Here is a 14,667-nt window from a genome sequence, read left to right as displayed (position 1 = left end):
CTCCGACCAAGGAGGAACCCACCTTAATTATTTTTTGGCATGGTAAAGCGGGGGCAATTTCCCTGGGACTCCTGCCAAAACTTTAAATCGCTTGTTTAATAAGGTTTATAGCCTTTAATGTGTCAGTTGATTTACTTTTTTAAGTATTAATTGACGGGCGATTTTGGGAGACGTGACAAAAATGCCTTCACAACTATTGGTAAATCAGGGGTTTGAAGCGCAGAGTTTCAACACCCCTCCCAGCTAGAGGCGGGTTGAAAGAAGGATTCTGTAAATAGTGTTTGGTGGCTATCAAAATGTTTCAACACCCCTCCCAGCGAGAGGCGGGTTGAAAGATGCTGCAACAGTAAAATTGATTGCAGTGCAAGGTTGTTTCAACACCCCTCCCAGCGAGAGGCGGGTTGAAAGTCGCTACGACTTTCGCTGTCAATGGGTATGTCCTAGTACATTAAAAGCTTTATTGAGTTTTGGAATTTTTCCAGTGTTCATAGCAAACACTTTTTAGGTGGGTTGAAAGGATAGAGCAACAGATTCTTTGTTTGAAGAGCTTGATTTTAGCTCTAATATTGAAACTGATTAATTACCCTATAAAAAAAGAATAGTTCTGCCATACTGTATGTATGGCAGGGTGTTGTAATGATATACAATTTGTCAACGCGGACAATAATTTGGCAACATGGACATTAATCTGTCAACGCAGACAAATAATTTGGCAATCGACACATAAAACGAGCGCGGAGGGATTTGAACCCCCGACCCACAGAACCGGAATCTGTTGCTCTATCCACTGAGCTACGCGCCCTTGCTCTTGCTAATTATAGCATATCTGTGATCAAATTTGCTGGTTAGTGGTTTTTGAGTTAAAGATAATCGCCGGGGTTGACGGGTGTGCCATCTCGACGCACCTCAAAGTGGAGGTGGGGGCCAGTCGATAAACCTGTAGAACCGACAGCAGCGATCGCTTGTCCTCGTTCAACTGCTTGTCCATCGGCAACATACAACTCGCTGGAATGTCCGTACAGTGTAGTAATGCCGTTGCCGTGGTCGATAATTACCGCTCTGCCATAACCACCATACCATCCAGCAAAAATTACTGTTCCCGAATCGGCTGCCCGAATTGTACTACCATAGCTAGCGGCAAAATCCATACCTGCGTGAAACCGTTGATAGCCGAGGACTGGATGCATCCGCCAGCCGAAAGGACTGCTAGTAGGAGCATCGCTAGGATATGCCATTACACCAGTTCCCCGAATGATCACACTTGTCCGGCTGTTGGTTTTTGCTTGCGCCTCTTCTGTGGCTCTGGCTTCTGCTACTTTTTGCTGAATCAAGACTTCTAAATTTTTGGAATCTGTCTCTAGTTGATTTTGCGCTGCTTCTAGGGCGAGGCGATCGCTATTGAGGCGTTGAATCAATTCTGATTGTGACTGCGCTTGTGCTTGATAATCAGCTTTTTGTGCCAGCAGTTGCTCACGAATCAAGGCGATTTCGTTTTTTTGGTGTTCTACTTCGGTTTTTTGTTTATTTATCAGGCTGGCTTGTTCGTTGAGTTTGAGCAAAATTTGCTGGTCTGCTTGATAAACTAACTTCAACTGATGACGGCGGCTGATAAAGTCGCTGATATTTTGACTTTGGAGCAAAACCGCCCATCCAACAGAAGCTGGCGATCGCTGGAGATAACGCAATCGTGCTACTGTTGCTATCTGACGATCTTCATATAAACGTTCTGCCACAGCTAAATCAGTTTCCAATTGCTGGAGGCGTTGGGTGGCGAGTTGTAATCGTGATTCGCTCTCTTGAATATAGCTATCAGTGGTTTGCAGATTTTGCTTTAAACCAGTGAGATGTTTTTGGGCATCTTGTTGGAGATTAGTTAAGCGATCGCGATCGTTAAGCACACTCTGACGCTGCTGGTTCATTTGTTGCTGCTGTTGTCGCAGAGTATCAATAGACTCTGTGGATGTTGCGTGTACTGGTGTTAATACCAAACAGACCCACAAAATGCAGCAAAATACAATACATAAACAGCAAACAATCTTCTTTTTTCCTATAAATCGCCCTCTCATAGTGTGAGCCTAACCAAAACGAGCTTTCAACCACTATGAAGATTATTCCCAAAATCTGATTAATTTACCCATTCCAACGCATAATCAAATTACTCTGCCAAGTTGTAACAAAAGGATTCTAGTACAGTCCGGCATAAATAAGCTACCCATTTGTAATGTCTGAAATCCTTGCTAAAACTTAATTACGAATTACGCAATGTATGAACCTACGTATAGCAATTCTCTTAATTACCTTGGTTTTTCCAGGGTTGTCCGTGGTGGGAGTATCGTCGTATTGGTTTAATCTAGATTATGCCGCACTGATCAAAGCTGAAAAAAATGTGGAAAACCTGGTAGAGGTAGGAAAAGTTAATGATAGACAATTAGAGTATGCCTATCATCGCACCTACATTCATCGGATCAATGTATTTGCCGATGGTACTTGGGGATTGTTAGGAGGTGCGATCGCAGCGCTAGGCATACATGGATTAGTCACTATTAAAGAGAAGTAGTTTTAGATAAAACTCATTGCTTCGCACTGTCACAGCAAGAGTTGACATATAAAATTAAATGTGTTTTAAGTTTTAACTATTAATAGTATCTATTATACAAATCTAATATCCAAATATGTATCTATAACTAATTAAAAATCTTCCTTTTTATTGGCAGTATAATATTGGAATAAATCCAACTGTTAAAAATAAGAATACCTAAATCACAGTCATTTTAAACACTTTTTTATAATTAATTTCAAGCAGAGTACATGGATGCAGATAATTAAACATATCAACTACAAAAGGTACTACCCATGAGTTCCCGCGCACTCCTGTTAGTAAATCCTCATGCTCGCCAAGGGCAAAAGAATTTGTCGGAAGCGATTCATTATTTAGAGATCCTCGGCTTTGATTTAATCGAGGAATCTACAGAAGACCCCAAACATCTTTCTGAAGTCATACTTCGCTACCAACATCAAATTGACTTAGTGATCATTGGTGGAGGAGATGGGACTCTCAACGCCGCAGTAGATGCTTTAGTTGATACTCAGTTACCCTTGGGAATCTTGCCTTTGGGAACTGCCAATGACCTAGCGAGGACTTTGGGAATCCCGAATTCCCTCAGCGAAGCTTGCAAAATTATTGCCTATGGAGATTTGCGACGCATCGACTTGGGTTGGGTGAACGGCAAGCACTTTTTTAACGTTGCCAGTCTGGGATTGAGTGTAAAAATTACCCAGCGACTGACTAAAGAAGTCAAACGCCGTTGGGGAATATTCGCTTACGCCGCCACCGCATTGCAAGTAATTTGGGAAGCTCGACCTTTTAGTGCAGACATTGTAATCAACAGTAAATCGGTTTGCGTGAAAACGGTGCAAATTGCTGTGGGTAATGGCCGCTATTATGGCGGTGGTATGGCAGTGGCTGACGATGCCAGAATCGATGACCAAAGGCTGGATCTTTATAGCTTAGAGATTAAACATTGGTGGCAGATTATACTATTACTCCCAGCGATGCGAAAAGGGCGACATATACATTGGCAAAGTGTACGCTCCCTTCAAGGTCAAGAAATAGAGGTGTATACTCGTAAACCGCGCCCAATAAATACAGATGGTGAAATTACTACCTATACACCTGCCCATTTTCGGGTTATACCTAAAGCTATAGCTGTTTTAGTACCTCCAGAAATTAAAAGTTAAATTTTGAATTGTTAATCTCCCTCTGCTAGAAATGTGGGAACTCGCATCAACTCATGCAAAATGCATCTGAGATTTTCTCAAGATATAAAGTTGTTATTGGAGCGCCTAGCTGAACAGCCGCTAACTCTAGGTGATATTCTGGCGGAAACCTCGGAACGGGGGTTTAGCCTGGTAATTGCGTTATTAGTATTGCCCTTTTTATTTCCGATGCCACCGGGATTAACTGGCCCTTTTGGTGGTGCTTGTTTAATATTATCAGTACAGATGGTTTTGGGTAAGCGATCGCCTTGGCTACCGAAAAGAATCGCTAACTACAAATTTCCTCGTGCCTTTACCCAGTTGCTTTTGCAAAACTTGGGACGTATTACCAAAGTGTTGCAGAAAATTGCCCGTCCCCGGTTTGCAAAAATAGCCGATAATCCTTTGATTTGGCGAATTAATGGGCTTTGTATCTCTTGGTTAACACTATTACTAATATCACCAATTCCATTTACAAATCCTATCCCTACTGTAGGTATTTTACTTTTGACTGTTGCCACCATCGAATCTGATGGTTTATTAATTTGCATCAGCTACATCATTACTGCCCTAATTACCTTGTTATTTGGATTTATTGGTTATGCACTGTGGTTAGCTCCCAGTTTGCTGCCATCTATATTTAGATAATAAAAGCCCCCAGCTTAAAGTTGAGGGCTGTAATTTATTAGGGTGCATCTACCATTTATTAATCCACTTTAGTTGTTGTTATATCCGGGCAAATCCGATTTTGTAAAAAAACCTTTATCCAAATTAAAAGTTATCAGCAACAGGACTTACGCACTGAAAACTTGAAAGCTTAATCTCCCCTAGCCCCCCTTTTTAAGCCTACGGTGTACACACAAGTCGAAAAAAGCTCGATTTCTCATTATTCTCTCGTTCCCATGCTCTGCATGGGAATGACTGATTAGGGGCTGCTCCCTCCAGTCAGACATTGAGCCAGAGATTCAACGAATACGTTCCCAGGCGGCAGCCCAGGAACGAGGAAAGCCTTATCAAGTTAGGTTTTTAGGACTTGTGTGTACACCGTAGCTTTTTAAGCAGGGGAATCTTAAAAGCCCCCTTTTTAAGGGTGTTGGGGCATCTCTTCTGCGTAAGTCCTAAGCAATAAAGAAAGCCCCCAGCCAAAGGCTGAGGGCCATGATTTAATTAAGGTGCATCTACTATTTAGATATCCGCTTTAGTTCTCGCTGCATCAGGAAGAATTGAAAAAAGAATGGATGGCTGTAGAATTGATTTCGTTATTTATAGGACTTACGCAAAACTACACGCTGTAGGGGCAATTCATGAATTGCCCCTACCTGAAAATCAAGGTTTCGGCTATTGTTTGCGTAAGTCCTGATTTATAGCAGTAGTGCCAACCTCAACAAAGATAACCGTCAGTATTTGACTAGGTACACATTGCTTATCTTCACAGTAACTTTATAATTACCTGGTATTTTCCTCGAATATATAAAGTTTCTGTTAATATTTCTGATGTTATAACCGCAATACTACGAAGTTAGTTTATTAGTTGGGTATATGACTATGAAAGTTAGATACACCCAACTTTATGAAGCGATCGCAATTTCTATTAGCCCTTGCTAGTCTTTGTATTGTCGGGGGGAGCTTTTTTATTAGAACAACATTTCGCAGTACTAGCGAACTTAAAATAATAACTGATACATCACGCTACAAAGAAATTCGTAATCAACTGTGGTCTAGTAATAACCAAGTAAAACATTTTCCTAATGAGATTCCTGTTGATGCTAAAGGCGTTCGCATTGCTTACTCCCCCGGATTTTTACAAGGAAGTAGTTTTTTTCAAATTAAGCTGAAACAGCCGCCAAAAAAGACAGAAAAGTTACTTTCACAATACAGAAATAGCGCTAAACACAAATATAGAGGTGGTAACACAAATGACCACATCAAGCAGCCTAATGGTGTACCAACAACTTTCTTCCACACTAATGACTCTCCTGGAGAATCTTTTCCAGCTGCCTATGAAATATTAGTATTAGATGCAGCAGACAAAGGTAGACCCGGCTTCAAATGGAATCATGGAAATAGCTACGGCGTAGCAATTAATAGTTCAGCCTCAGAAATTATCTATTGGGCTGAAAAATGGTAGTTAGCAATTCATATTGAATTTAAAATGGAATCAAGAAAATCTCAAATTGATGTGTATTTGTTGCACGTGATATTCGTTGAGAATACTTCTGTAGTCTGAGTTGCAAAATTTCGGATTATTATCTCAGTAAATATACTATCTCTACCAACTAATTGTATAATAAGGTTCACGTATAGATTCGGTAATTTTTTACAAAACTTAGATATTCAGATTATAAAAGTAATCGATTTAACTGGTACAGTTAATGTTAATAGTATTGTGTTTAACTCACGATAAATTAAGCAAATAGAGGTGTGCAAAATGAAAACACTAGTGAATAGTACCCTTAGTGAAGGGACAAAATCTATTATTAGATCCTCAGAACTGTATCAATTTTTCTATAATAAATTTCATTCAAATAAGCTAGCGACTGGGACTAAAAGACTTGATCTTTGTGCCAATGAAATTGCTATCTATTTGCTTCAGGCTGGTAAAGGTAAATATGTATTGCGGGATAAAGTTTGTCTTGAAATTGGAAGTGGATGGTTACTGACTCATTCATTAGTATTTTACCTTCTCGGAGCAAAAAAGATTTATGCAACTGATGTTGAGCCATTATTACAACCTGAGAATATTTTCAAAGCTGTGTCTAGCTCTCAAAGTTGGCATATTTTAGATAGTCTATCTACATTTGAAGATCGTGAAATTCTCCGCTTACGTTTAAATAAATTGTTATCATTCAAAAAGTTCTCTGTAGAAGTCTTGCAAGAATTAGGCATAGAATACATTGCACCAATTGATTTATCTCAAAAAATGCCTGGTCAAGAAAAAGTGGATTTTATATTTTCAAAATCTGTGTTAGAGCATGTGCCAGTTGACGATATTACGCCACTATTAGAAAATCTTGTAAGTAGCCTTTCTGAAGATGGCTTTATGTTTCATCTCATTCATTTACTAGATCATAATAATTTTCAGAGGCCATTTGATTTCTTAACTTATCAACGTGAAGCCTACTCGAGAGAGTTACAAACAAGGTGGGGAAATCGAGTTCGACGAAGTGAATGGAAGCAGATATTTTCTAACCTCAAAGACTTAGACCATAAATTTATATTTGAGTGGTCGTGCAATGACAGAGAATTACCAGAAAAAATTGATTCGTCTATTCAATATATAGATGAAGAAGACTTAAGAATCTCTCATATCGGTGTAGTTGGAGAATTAAAATCGCTTCTGGAAGCCAAATATTAAGGAAATAATCCTGTAGCCTTGTTCCTTGTAAACTAGCCAGATAAATAAAGATAGGCAAGTTTTTTACCCTCCCTATTTGCAGTTATCCATTTCTGTAAGTAAATGCAACCAACCAAGAATCCCTTATAGTCGCTCCTTGCTAAGTGAGACAGCAACAACAGGGGTCGGATAAAGCGCAACTTCCCAGAGAATTGGTATTATAATATAGCTGTTCTCGCTTGGGTGAAATACAGTTTTGACCTCTCTCCTACAAGGAGAGAGGCTTTGAATCTTACTCCCCTTCCCTTGTAGGGAAGGGGTTGGGGGTTAGGTCTGGATTGGACTCAACTGCAACACCGCTATATCAAGTCCGGTTAATTATTTATAATTCAAAACTTACTGCGTCTTTGCGTCAGTTTGAATTATAAGTGTTAGCCGGACAGGATATCACTGCTGTTTTTAAGCTTTTAAGTATATCACTTTAGGTAGTTAAAACTTATAGACAGTAGGGCTAATATTTATAATGTGCTTGAAAAACTATCTTAATATGTAGAATGCCAACTGCTTTAATTACTGGTGCTTCTAGTGGTATTGGAAAAGCTTTTGCCCAGGAACTAGCTGCACGTAAGACAAATCTTGTACTCGTTGCTCGTTCGGAAGAGAAACTAAGTCAACTAGCTAAACAACTACAAGAGCAACACAAAATTCAAGTAGACGTTATAGTTAAAGACCTCACAGAACCTAATGCAGCTGCTGCTGTATTTGATGTTACGAAAACAAAGGGATTGACCATTGACTTATTAATCAACAATGCTGGTTTTGGTTACTATGGCGACTTTGCCGAAGGGGATGGAGAAAAGCAAGTCAAAATAGTCCAATTAAATGTTTTGGCATTGGTCGATTTAACCCATAAATTTCTACCTTTGATGCGGCAACGTCGTTCAGGAAGTATTATTAACGTATCCTCAATTACCGCATTTCAACCGATACCATACCTTTCTGTTTATGCTGCCAGTAAAGCTTTTATTCTTAGCTTTAGTGAAGCACTATGGGCAGAAAACCGTCAATATGGTGTCCGTATTTTAGTCACTTGTCCAGGGCCAATAGAAACAAACTTTTTTGCAGAAGCTAATTTTCCTCCAGCCCTGGCAAGCAGTACAAATAAAGTGTATTCTTCCGAAAAAGTAGTTTGGGAATCTTTAGAGGCTTTGGAAAAAGGGTATCCAACTGTTATTAGTTCTGATACTAACACTCAAATTAGAAGCAAATTATCTCGGCTCGTACCGCGCAAACTTTTGCTGAATATGTTAGCAAAACATTTTAAAGCTTAAATATGTAGTTAGGAGTGGGCGTTTGTAGTTAAAGAAACTGGTAGATTTAAAACTCCTCACTTATTACATATATCTTGTTAATTGAATTCGGTAACGGTCTTTTTTAGTAACGGCGACTTCTCCAACTTCTAAACGCCCTTTAGAGCGAATAGCGATTAAGTCGCCTGATTTTAGTTGAGAACTAGCTTGGGTAACTTCCTTCCAATTGACGCGGACATCACCAGCATCGATTAAATTAACCATTTTGCTGCGGGACATCCCAAAACCAGCAGAGGCGATCGCATCTAACCGCAAAGAAGCTTCCACAGTAGTTAATTCTTTTTTCTTTGGTTCCCGAACCTTTAACTCAGTTACTGCGATCGGCTGAGTCTTCACAGGAACCGATCGCACCTGTTTAAGACTCATCTCCAAAAACTCCACCAACTCTGGCGCGACAATTGCCTGTGCCCCTCGTTCGCCCAAGACAATAACGTCTCCCGTCTTTTCCCGAACAATTCCCGTCCCCAGCATTGCGCCTAAAAAGTCGCGGTGAGAGGCGGTATCAAATAGGAAATTACCGGCAATTTCCACTGCTACGAGGCTGACTTGAGATTGATCTAAAGGAATTTCCGAACGAGCGATCGCTATTCTTCGGCGTTCAGCTTGTGGATATCCACCCCACGCCACCAATTGCACCTCTGTTAATCGGCCAAATACTCGCTGAATTTCTGCCAATTCTGGAGGAGATAGAAAATCTGTCAAAACCACTTCCCAAGTTTTAATGGCTTGCTCCGCTTGATCGATTGCACGAACTACACTATCTCGATTTTCAACACCTTTTAAAAGTTCTTCTCGTGGCAACATTCTTAAAAATTATGAGTTATGAGTTGAAAATTAATCTGCTATAACTGTCTTGATTCTAACTTTAATTCCCATTTCAGCAGATTTTCATCTCTACCAATTTGTTGCATCCCTAATTTTTCCAAAATCCGAATCGAGGCAGCATGATCGTCTGGAGAATGAGCGATAATTCTCTTAAGTTCTCGCTGAGTAAAGGCAAAATCTACCAGTGCTTCTACTGCCTCAAAAGTAAATCCCTGCTGACGATAAGCTGATATCACTTCATAACCCATTTCTACAGTTCCTGTCTGATCGGGTTTGCCACCAAATCCCAAATCGCCAATTAAAGTAGAATCAGCAATGTTAATCATTAGCCAGACACCCCAACCCAACTCAGAAGAATCATCTATTAGCATCTGAGCATACATTGGGAAAATATCTAACACCTCAGATGCATACCAATCATCAGGAACCGTTACCCTCAAAAGTCTCTCTACTTGTGATTTACTTCTTGTAATCACCGCTTGCGCCACCTCCAAAGAACAGGGAAGCAACTCAAGTCGCTGTGTCGTGATGTGTAAACTATGATTCATTCAATAGACTGTATTTGTGTCAGCATAACCTTGGATATTTTCTGGATCAAACTGACGTAATATTCGGGTTGCTTGCCGAGTGAGAGTTTCAGAACCTTGAACTGCAATTAAGTACTTACCCGCATCTAAGCGGTTTCGATAAGGTAAAGCATCACCACTGCCTACGAGTAAACCGATTCCACCACCAACAAAAACACCACCCATAGCACCACTAGCAGCACCTAGCAATCCTCCAACAATATGATTGCCAACTTCACCCGCCCAGGCAAAAGTATCCAAATTAGTAATGAGGCTGAAAGTAAAACCTGCAAAAAAGCCGAATGGAATTAGCCAGGTTGCCATGTTCTGTGCTTGCTCTTTGGCTTGGTCTTTGGGGTCAATTAAGCCAAACTCATCAGCAGTTTTATATCCCTTCCCCAGAATAGTACTGTTTATGCCTTCTTTTTCTAAGGCTAAGTAAGCAGCTTCGGCTTGAATGCGGTCTGGTAATACGGCAACAAGGTAATTCATAGATTTAACAATAATTGTGTAATAGCAGTTTTGTCTTAATTAACAGCGTATCAGTCTTAGTCGAATCAATCTTGTATTGGGTAGGAGTCAGGAGTAAAGACGCAATTAATCGCGTCTGTACAGAATTCATGAGGCTTATTTGTTTTGGCTACTAACTTCCCTAGTTGAAAATAGCCCTACAAATGTACATGATCTGATCACTTTAGCGAATCTAGTGGCTCACAAAAATTGTTCGCACCTTGTTTGAGGACATATATCAAAACTGGCGTTGCTAAAATTTTAGGAAACGTCGGCACTGCTTTTAGATGTTCCATCATCTTTTGAAGAGAACCATTAAGCAAATCTTCCCGATATTCTTGTTCGCAAATGACCGCACGCCATTTTCTAGCCAAAGCATCTAACCACTCGGAATTTGCTCTTTCTGGTTCTTGTCCTGCGCGGATAGCTAGCGTCATCGCTGCATCTTCTAAATCTCCGTCACAGTCTTCAATCAAGTCCAGCGCTTCCATATCGCTGGGATCATCTGCCAATTGAGAGCGAAACTGTGCAATCTCTTGAGATGTTACTTTAGTCATGAGTCTTTGACAAGGCGAGCGATGCCTACGGCGGTAAACTACGAACATTCAGTTATGTTAGTTCAATTTTGACGCTTGGAGTCACTGGCTCTACAAAATGAAAGTCTAGTTATATTTTAAATAATCGGCAACAACAAACACTTGTATTTAATACTTACTTGAATAACTAACCAATCCTTATCTTGCTTTTTTATCTTGAAATCTGCTGTAGTTTGATTTATTCTTAACCACTTACTTACTCAAGATGTAATAATGCAGTAGGGTAGCGCAGATTGCTGTGCTACCCTACGAATCACCTGTATTCCACCTGACGAAAGTTTCAGGTTATGAAATCTACATTACTTAGTAATGATTCAGGTTAATACCAGCTTCTTTTGCCATTGCTTCCAACCCTTTAGTTTCTAAGGATTTGATTGCTTTGGTACACATCTTTAATTTCACCCAGCGATTTCCGCCTTGCCACCAAACACGCTTGGTTTGCAGATTGGCGTGCTGAAGGCGTTTAGTACGGCGGTGGGAGTGGGAAACAGCAAAGGCGTTATTTGCTTTCTTACCAGTTAATTCACAGCGGCGGGACATAGCAAGTATCTCCAGATTTTTATTTTAATACAGCCTTTCCATTTTAGGTCTTAGACAACAGAAGTAGGAAAGGCGATGGGGAGCAGGAGGGAGAAATAACTCCTAACTCCTGTTAGAAACGCAATTAATCGCGTCTCTACTTACTAGCTTGTTGTGTCAGCTTGGTGAGTACCTCATTGGATCGCTCGACGAAGGATTTCATTCCCTCAGCGTCAAATCCTTTCTGAGACATCAGCGCTAAATCGTAGACGTGTTGGCAAATCAAGTTCACTAACTGATCTGTAGGCGATTGACCATCACCTTGAATGATACTACCTTGGCTAAGATGGGCCAAATTTTGAATCAGTGGGTGGGCAGTATTCACTAGCAAAATGTGGTCTTCGGGAAACTCTGCTGACTGCTGCTGCATCATGGCGTTCATTTCTCGCATCCGGCGGAGAATCTCTGGTAAAAGTACGATCGCAGGTGGTGTACCTTGAGGATCGTCTGATTTCAAAGCTTCGGTGCGGATGTTAAGCCTGGGTTTGTTGAGGGATTTCTCAAATAACTCTTTAATCGTCTCACTGCGAGTTTTGTTGGTGTTGGGATCAACAATTTCCGCAGCTTTGTCTTGTTCTAGGAGGGTATTATCTAAATCTGAGTCTACCCGCGTAAATTTGACATCTTGATATTCCCGCTCTAGGAAGTTGATAAAGTGGGTGTCGATGAAGGAGTCCATAAACAGGACTTCTAAGCCTTGGTTTTTGTGTAGTTCTATGTAAGTAGCTTGGGTTGCTCCATCGGTGCTGTAGAAAACCCGGTTTTCGTTGCGTTCTTTGTTACGCTCTAGATACTCTTTCAGCGTAGTATAGGGAGCGCTGGGTGCTGAAAAATCAGAACTGGGTGAGGGAGGAGTGACATCTTGCCAAGCATCACCGTCTGAAGACTGTACTTCAACCACTGGAGTTTCAACAGCAGGTTTTTCTGTCAGCTTGGCGGTGCTGCGGAAGACGATAATGTCTTCAATTTGTTTTTTAAATTTCTCGTCGTTGAGAGCGCCGAATTTTACAAAAGTGCCAAGATCCTTCCAGGCGCTAATGTATTGTTCGCGGTTGTCGCGGAAAAGTTCTTTGAGGCGATCGCCTACTTTTTTGGCAATGTAATCACCGATTCTTCGCACGGTGCGATCGCCTTGCAAGGCACTACGCGATACATTCAGGGGAATATCGGTGCTATCAATCACACCCCGCACTGGAGTCAGAAATTGGGGGATAATTTCTTCGCAGTTGTCGCTAACAAAAACTTGATTGCAAAATAGCTTGATCTGCCCTTTGGTAACATCTACATCCGGCCTCATTTTGGGAAAATACAAAATGCCGTTGATGATAAAAGGATAGTCAGTATTTAGATGTACCCATAACAAAGGCTCTTCCTGAAAAGGATACAAATAGCGGTAAAACTCCAAATAATCTTCTTGACTCAGATTACTTGGAGACTCTCGCCACGGTGCTTTTTGCTTATTTAATACTTCGCCGTCTAATTTAATGGGTACTGGCAAAAAGTCGCAGTAGGTCTTGACAAGATTCTTAATTCGTGCTGGTTCTAGAAACTCTTCTTCTTCTCCTTGCAAGCTGAGAGTAATAGTAGTGCCGCGAGTTGTCCGGGACGAATCTTCTAGGGTGAAAGCTGGAGAACCATCGCAAGTCCAGTGAACCGCCTCTGCTCCTTCTTGGTAGGAGAGGGTATCAATCTCTACCTTTTGCGCCACCATAAAAGAAGAGTAGAAACCAAGACCGAAGTGGCCAATTATGGGTTGATCTGATTTGCCTTCATACTTATGAATAAATTCTTCAGCACTGGAAAAGGCAACCTGATTGATATATTTCTTAACTTCTTCTGCGGTCATCCCGATACCATTATCGGAGATAGACAGGGTTTTCTTATCTTTGTCAATGGCAAGTTCAATTTCCGGTTCGCCTATGTCTCCAGCGTAATCTCCGGCGCGGGATACCATTTTCAGCTTTTGGATGGCATCTACAGCGTTGGATACCAGTTCCCGCAAGAAGATTTGGTGATCTGAGTAGAGCGACTTCTTAATGATCGGGAAAATATTCTCAGTATGAATACTGATAGTGCCTTGTTCTAGCATGATTGGTAATCTTTGATGTTAGTATCTGAAATGATGATAGTTAGCTAATACAGCCTAGCCCTCTGTTTTCTAGGATAAACCCGGAGAACACAGGAGAGGATGATACCAATTAGGATTTTAAAAGCATAACTTAGGCGATCGCTCCTTTTTTGAGCATTGTTTGCCCCCATAGTGTGATTCGGATTTCCCTACTTCCGACTTTAAAGGCAGGGCTAGTAGCTTGATTGAAACTGCTGTTTAAATATTACCGCCATTTTTTTCCAACACTAAAAAATAGTGGTACGGATTGGTGGGATCGATAAATTCTTGCTTGACAGTTAACCCAACTTTGGCAACAGAGTTTAAAATCCGCTTTTTGGGATATCCTTTCAAACCCATTTCCCAGTAGTGTTCGTTACATACTGGCTTTGTAGTCCAAAATTTTGGCACATTAATTAATAAATGCCTTGGCCTTTCTGAGAAGGAGGTTTTTATCTGAAGTGCAAAGTATTCGGTGCAACAGGGAATCGAAATCACCAAAAATTTCTTTGTCGCTTCTGCAAGTTTTTTCAGGGCTTGTTCTGACTGTTCGTAAGGGAAGTGTTCCAGCACCTGAAACAGGACGATCGCCTCAAATTTATCTTTTGGTAAAGAGAAATCTGTTGTCAGATCCAAAATCATTTCTGGCTTAAGGTTGGGGTCAACATCAGCAGTAGTGACGTTGTATCCATTGTTCTTTAGAATATCTGTCAACAGAGAATTAAAAATCCCAATTTCCAAAACGTTTTTTACCTGATTACCCAGCGAAAAAATTAGACGCAACTGGTGATGGTAACTGATGAGGCGATTTTTTGATAAATATTCTGAATTTCTAATATCTAAGGAGGTGATGAGTTGCATGAACAATGCCTACCTAACCTGATGAACTGACAAATGTGGTGGGTATACAACTACAGGATTCCCGGAAAAACTTTGAAAATAACAGTTTCTCATCCTAATTCGTAAGAAGCAAATTGATGCAACACACAGTAGGGGTGTAAGAGGCAGGGGAGCAGGGGGGCAG

The 14,667-nt window shown here is 40.7% G+C and carries 14 protein-coding genes and 1 tRNA gene; 6 read left to right on the top strand and 9 right to left on the bottom strand.

Going from position 1 to position 14,667, the window contains the following annotated elements; all coding sequences use genetic code 11:
• Positions 1–729 precede the first annotated feature (729 nt).
• Both F8S12_RS33425 and F8S12_RS33420 read right to left on the bottom strand, forming a co-directional pair.
• A tRNA-Arg gene (locus tag F8S12_RS33425) sits at positions 730–802 on the bottom strand.
• Between the two features lie 58 nt (positions 803–860).
• Complete coding sequence (locus F8S12_RS33420; RefSeq protein ID WP_196520562.1) at positions 861–2,066, bottom strand: murein hydrolase activator EnvC family protein; 1,206 nt, start codon at positions 2,064–2,066, stop codon at positions 861–863.
• Between the two features lie 200 nt (positions 2,067–2,266).
• Between F8S12_RS33420 and F8S12_RS33415 the strand changes: the two genes are divergently transcribed.
• From F8S12_RS33415 to F8S12_RS33390, 6 genes are all read left to right on the top strand, one after another.
• Positions 2,267–2,557 (top strand): hypothetical protein, encoded by a 291-nt coding sequence (locus F8S12_RS33415; protein ID WP_196520561.1) that lies wholly within the window; start codon positions 2,267–2,269, stop codon positions 2,555–2,557.
• A 296-nt stretch (positions 2,558–2,853) separates the two neighbouring features.
• Positions 2,854–3,738, top strand: a complete 885-nt coding sequence (locus tag F8S12_RS33410) for a lipid kinase (protein WP_196520560.1) — start codon at positions 2,854–2,856, stop codon at positions 3,736–3,738.
• Between the two features lie 60 nt (positions 3,739–3,798).
• On the top strand, positions 3,799–4,404 hold the full coding sequence (locus tag F8S12_RS33405; protein ID WP_196520559.1) for an exopolysaccharide biosynthesis protein: 606 nt from the start codon (positions 3,799–3,801) through the stop codon (positions 4,402–4,404).
• A 922-nt stretch (positions 4,405–5,326) separates the two neighbouring features.
• Positions 5,327–5,884 (top strand): hypothetical protein, encoded by a 558-nt coding sequence (locus F8S12_RS33400; RefSeq protein ID WP_196520558.1) that lies wholly within the window; start codon positions 5,327–5,329, stop codon positions 5,882–5,884.
• Between the two features lie 300 nt (positions 5,885–6,184).
• Positions 6,185–7,111, top strand: a complete 927-nt coding sequence (locus F8S12_RS33395) for a hypothetical protein (protein ID WP_196520557.1) — start codon at positions 6,185–6,187, stop codon at positions 7,109–7,111.
• A gap of 533 nt (positions 7,112–7,644) precedes the next feature.
• Positions 7,645–8,421, top strand: coding sequence for an SDR family NAD(P)-dependent oxidoreductase (locus tag F8S12_RS33390; RefSeq protein ID WP_196520556.1), 777 nt, complete (start codon positions 7,645–7,647; stop codon positions 8,419–8,421).
• A gap of 63 nt (positions 8,422–8,484) precedes the next feature.
• On the opposite strand, the gene F8S12_RS33385 is transcribed toward F8S12_RS33390, so the two are convergent.
• From F8S12_RS33385 to F8S12_RS33355, 7 genes are all read right to left on the bottom strand, one after another.
• Entirely contained in the window at positions 8,485–9,264 is a 780-nt protein-coding gene (locus F8S12_RS33385) for a photosystem II S4 domain protein (protein WP_196520555.1), read from the bottom strand.
• A gap of 38 nt (positions 9,265–9,302) precedes the next feature.
• On the bottom strand, positions 9,303–9,833 hold the full coding sequence (locus F8S12_RS33380; protein ID WP_196520554.1) for a GNAT family N-acetyltransferase: 531 nt from the start codon (positions 9,831–9,833) through the stop codon (positions 9,303–9,305).
• Positions 9,834–10,343, bottom strand: a complete 510-nt coding sequence (locus F8S12_RS33375) for a hypothetical protein (protein WP_196520553.1) — start codon at positions 10,341–10,343, stop codon at positions 9,834–9,836. It abuts the gene before it with no gap.
• A gap of 197 nt (positions 10,344–10,540) precedes the next feature.
• Positions 10,541–10,918 carry a hypothetical protein gene (locus F8S12_RS33370; RefSeq protein WP_196520552.1) on the bottom strand — a complete coding sequence of 126 codons (378 nt, stop codon included), beginning with the start codon at positions 10,916–10,918 and terminating at the stop codon, positions 10,541–10,543.
• Between the two features lie 342 nt (positions 10,919–11,260).
• On the bottom strand, positions 11,261–11,497 hold the full coding sequence (gene rpmB, locus F8S12_RS33365) for a 50S ribosomal protein L28 (RefSeq protein ID WP_196520551.1): 237 nt from the start codon (positions 11,495–11,497) through the stop codon (positions 11,261–11,263).
• A 136-nt stretch (positions 11,498–11,633) separates the two neighbouring features.
• Complete coding sequence (htpG, locus tag F8S12_RS33360; RefSeq protein WP_196520550.1) at positions 11,634–13,625, bottom strand: molecular chaperone HtpG; 1,992 nt, start codon at positions 13,623–13,625, stop codon at positions 11,634–11,636.
• 237 nt (positions 13,626–13,862) lie between these two features.
• Positions 13,863–14,504, bottom strand: a complete 642-nt coding sequence (locus F8S12_RS33355) for a class I SAM-dependent methyltransferase (protein WP_196520549.1) — start codon at positions 14,502–14,504, stop codon at positions 13,863–13,865.
• Positions 14,505–14,667 lie beyond the last annotated feature (163 nt).

Source organism: Nostoc sp. WHI (assembly GCF_015714725.1).
Taxonomy (GTDB): domain Bacteria; phylum Cyanobacteriota; class Cyanobacteriia; order Cyanobacteriales; family Nostocaceae; genus Nostoc.
The sequence above is the reverse complement of the archived record's forward strand: the minus strand, read 5'-3'. Positions and strand labels throughout refer to the sequence as shown.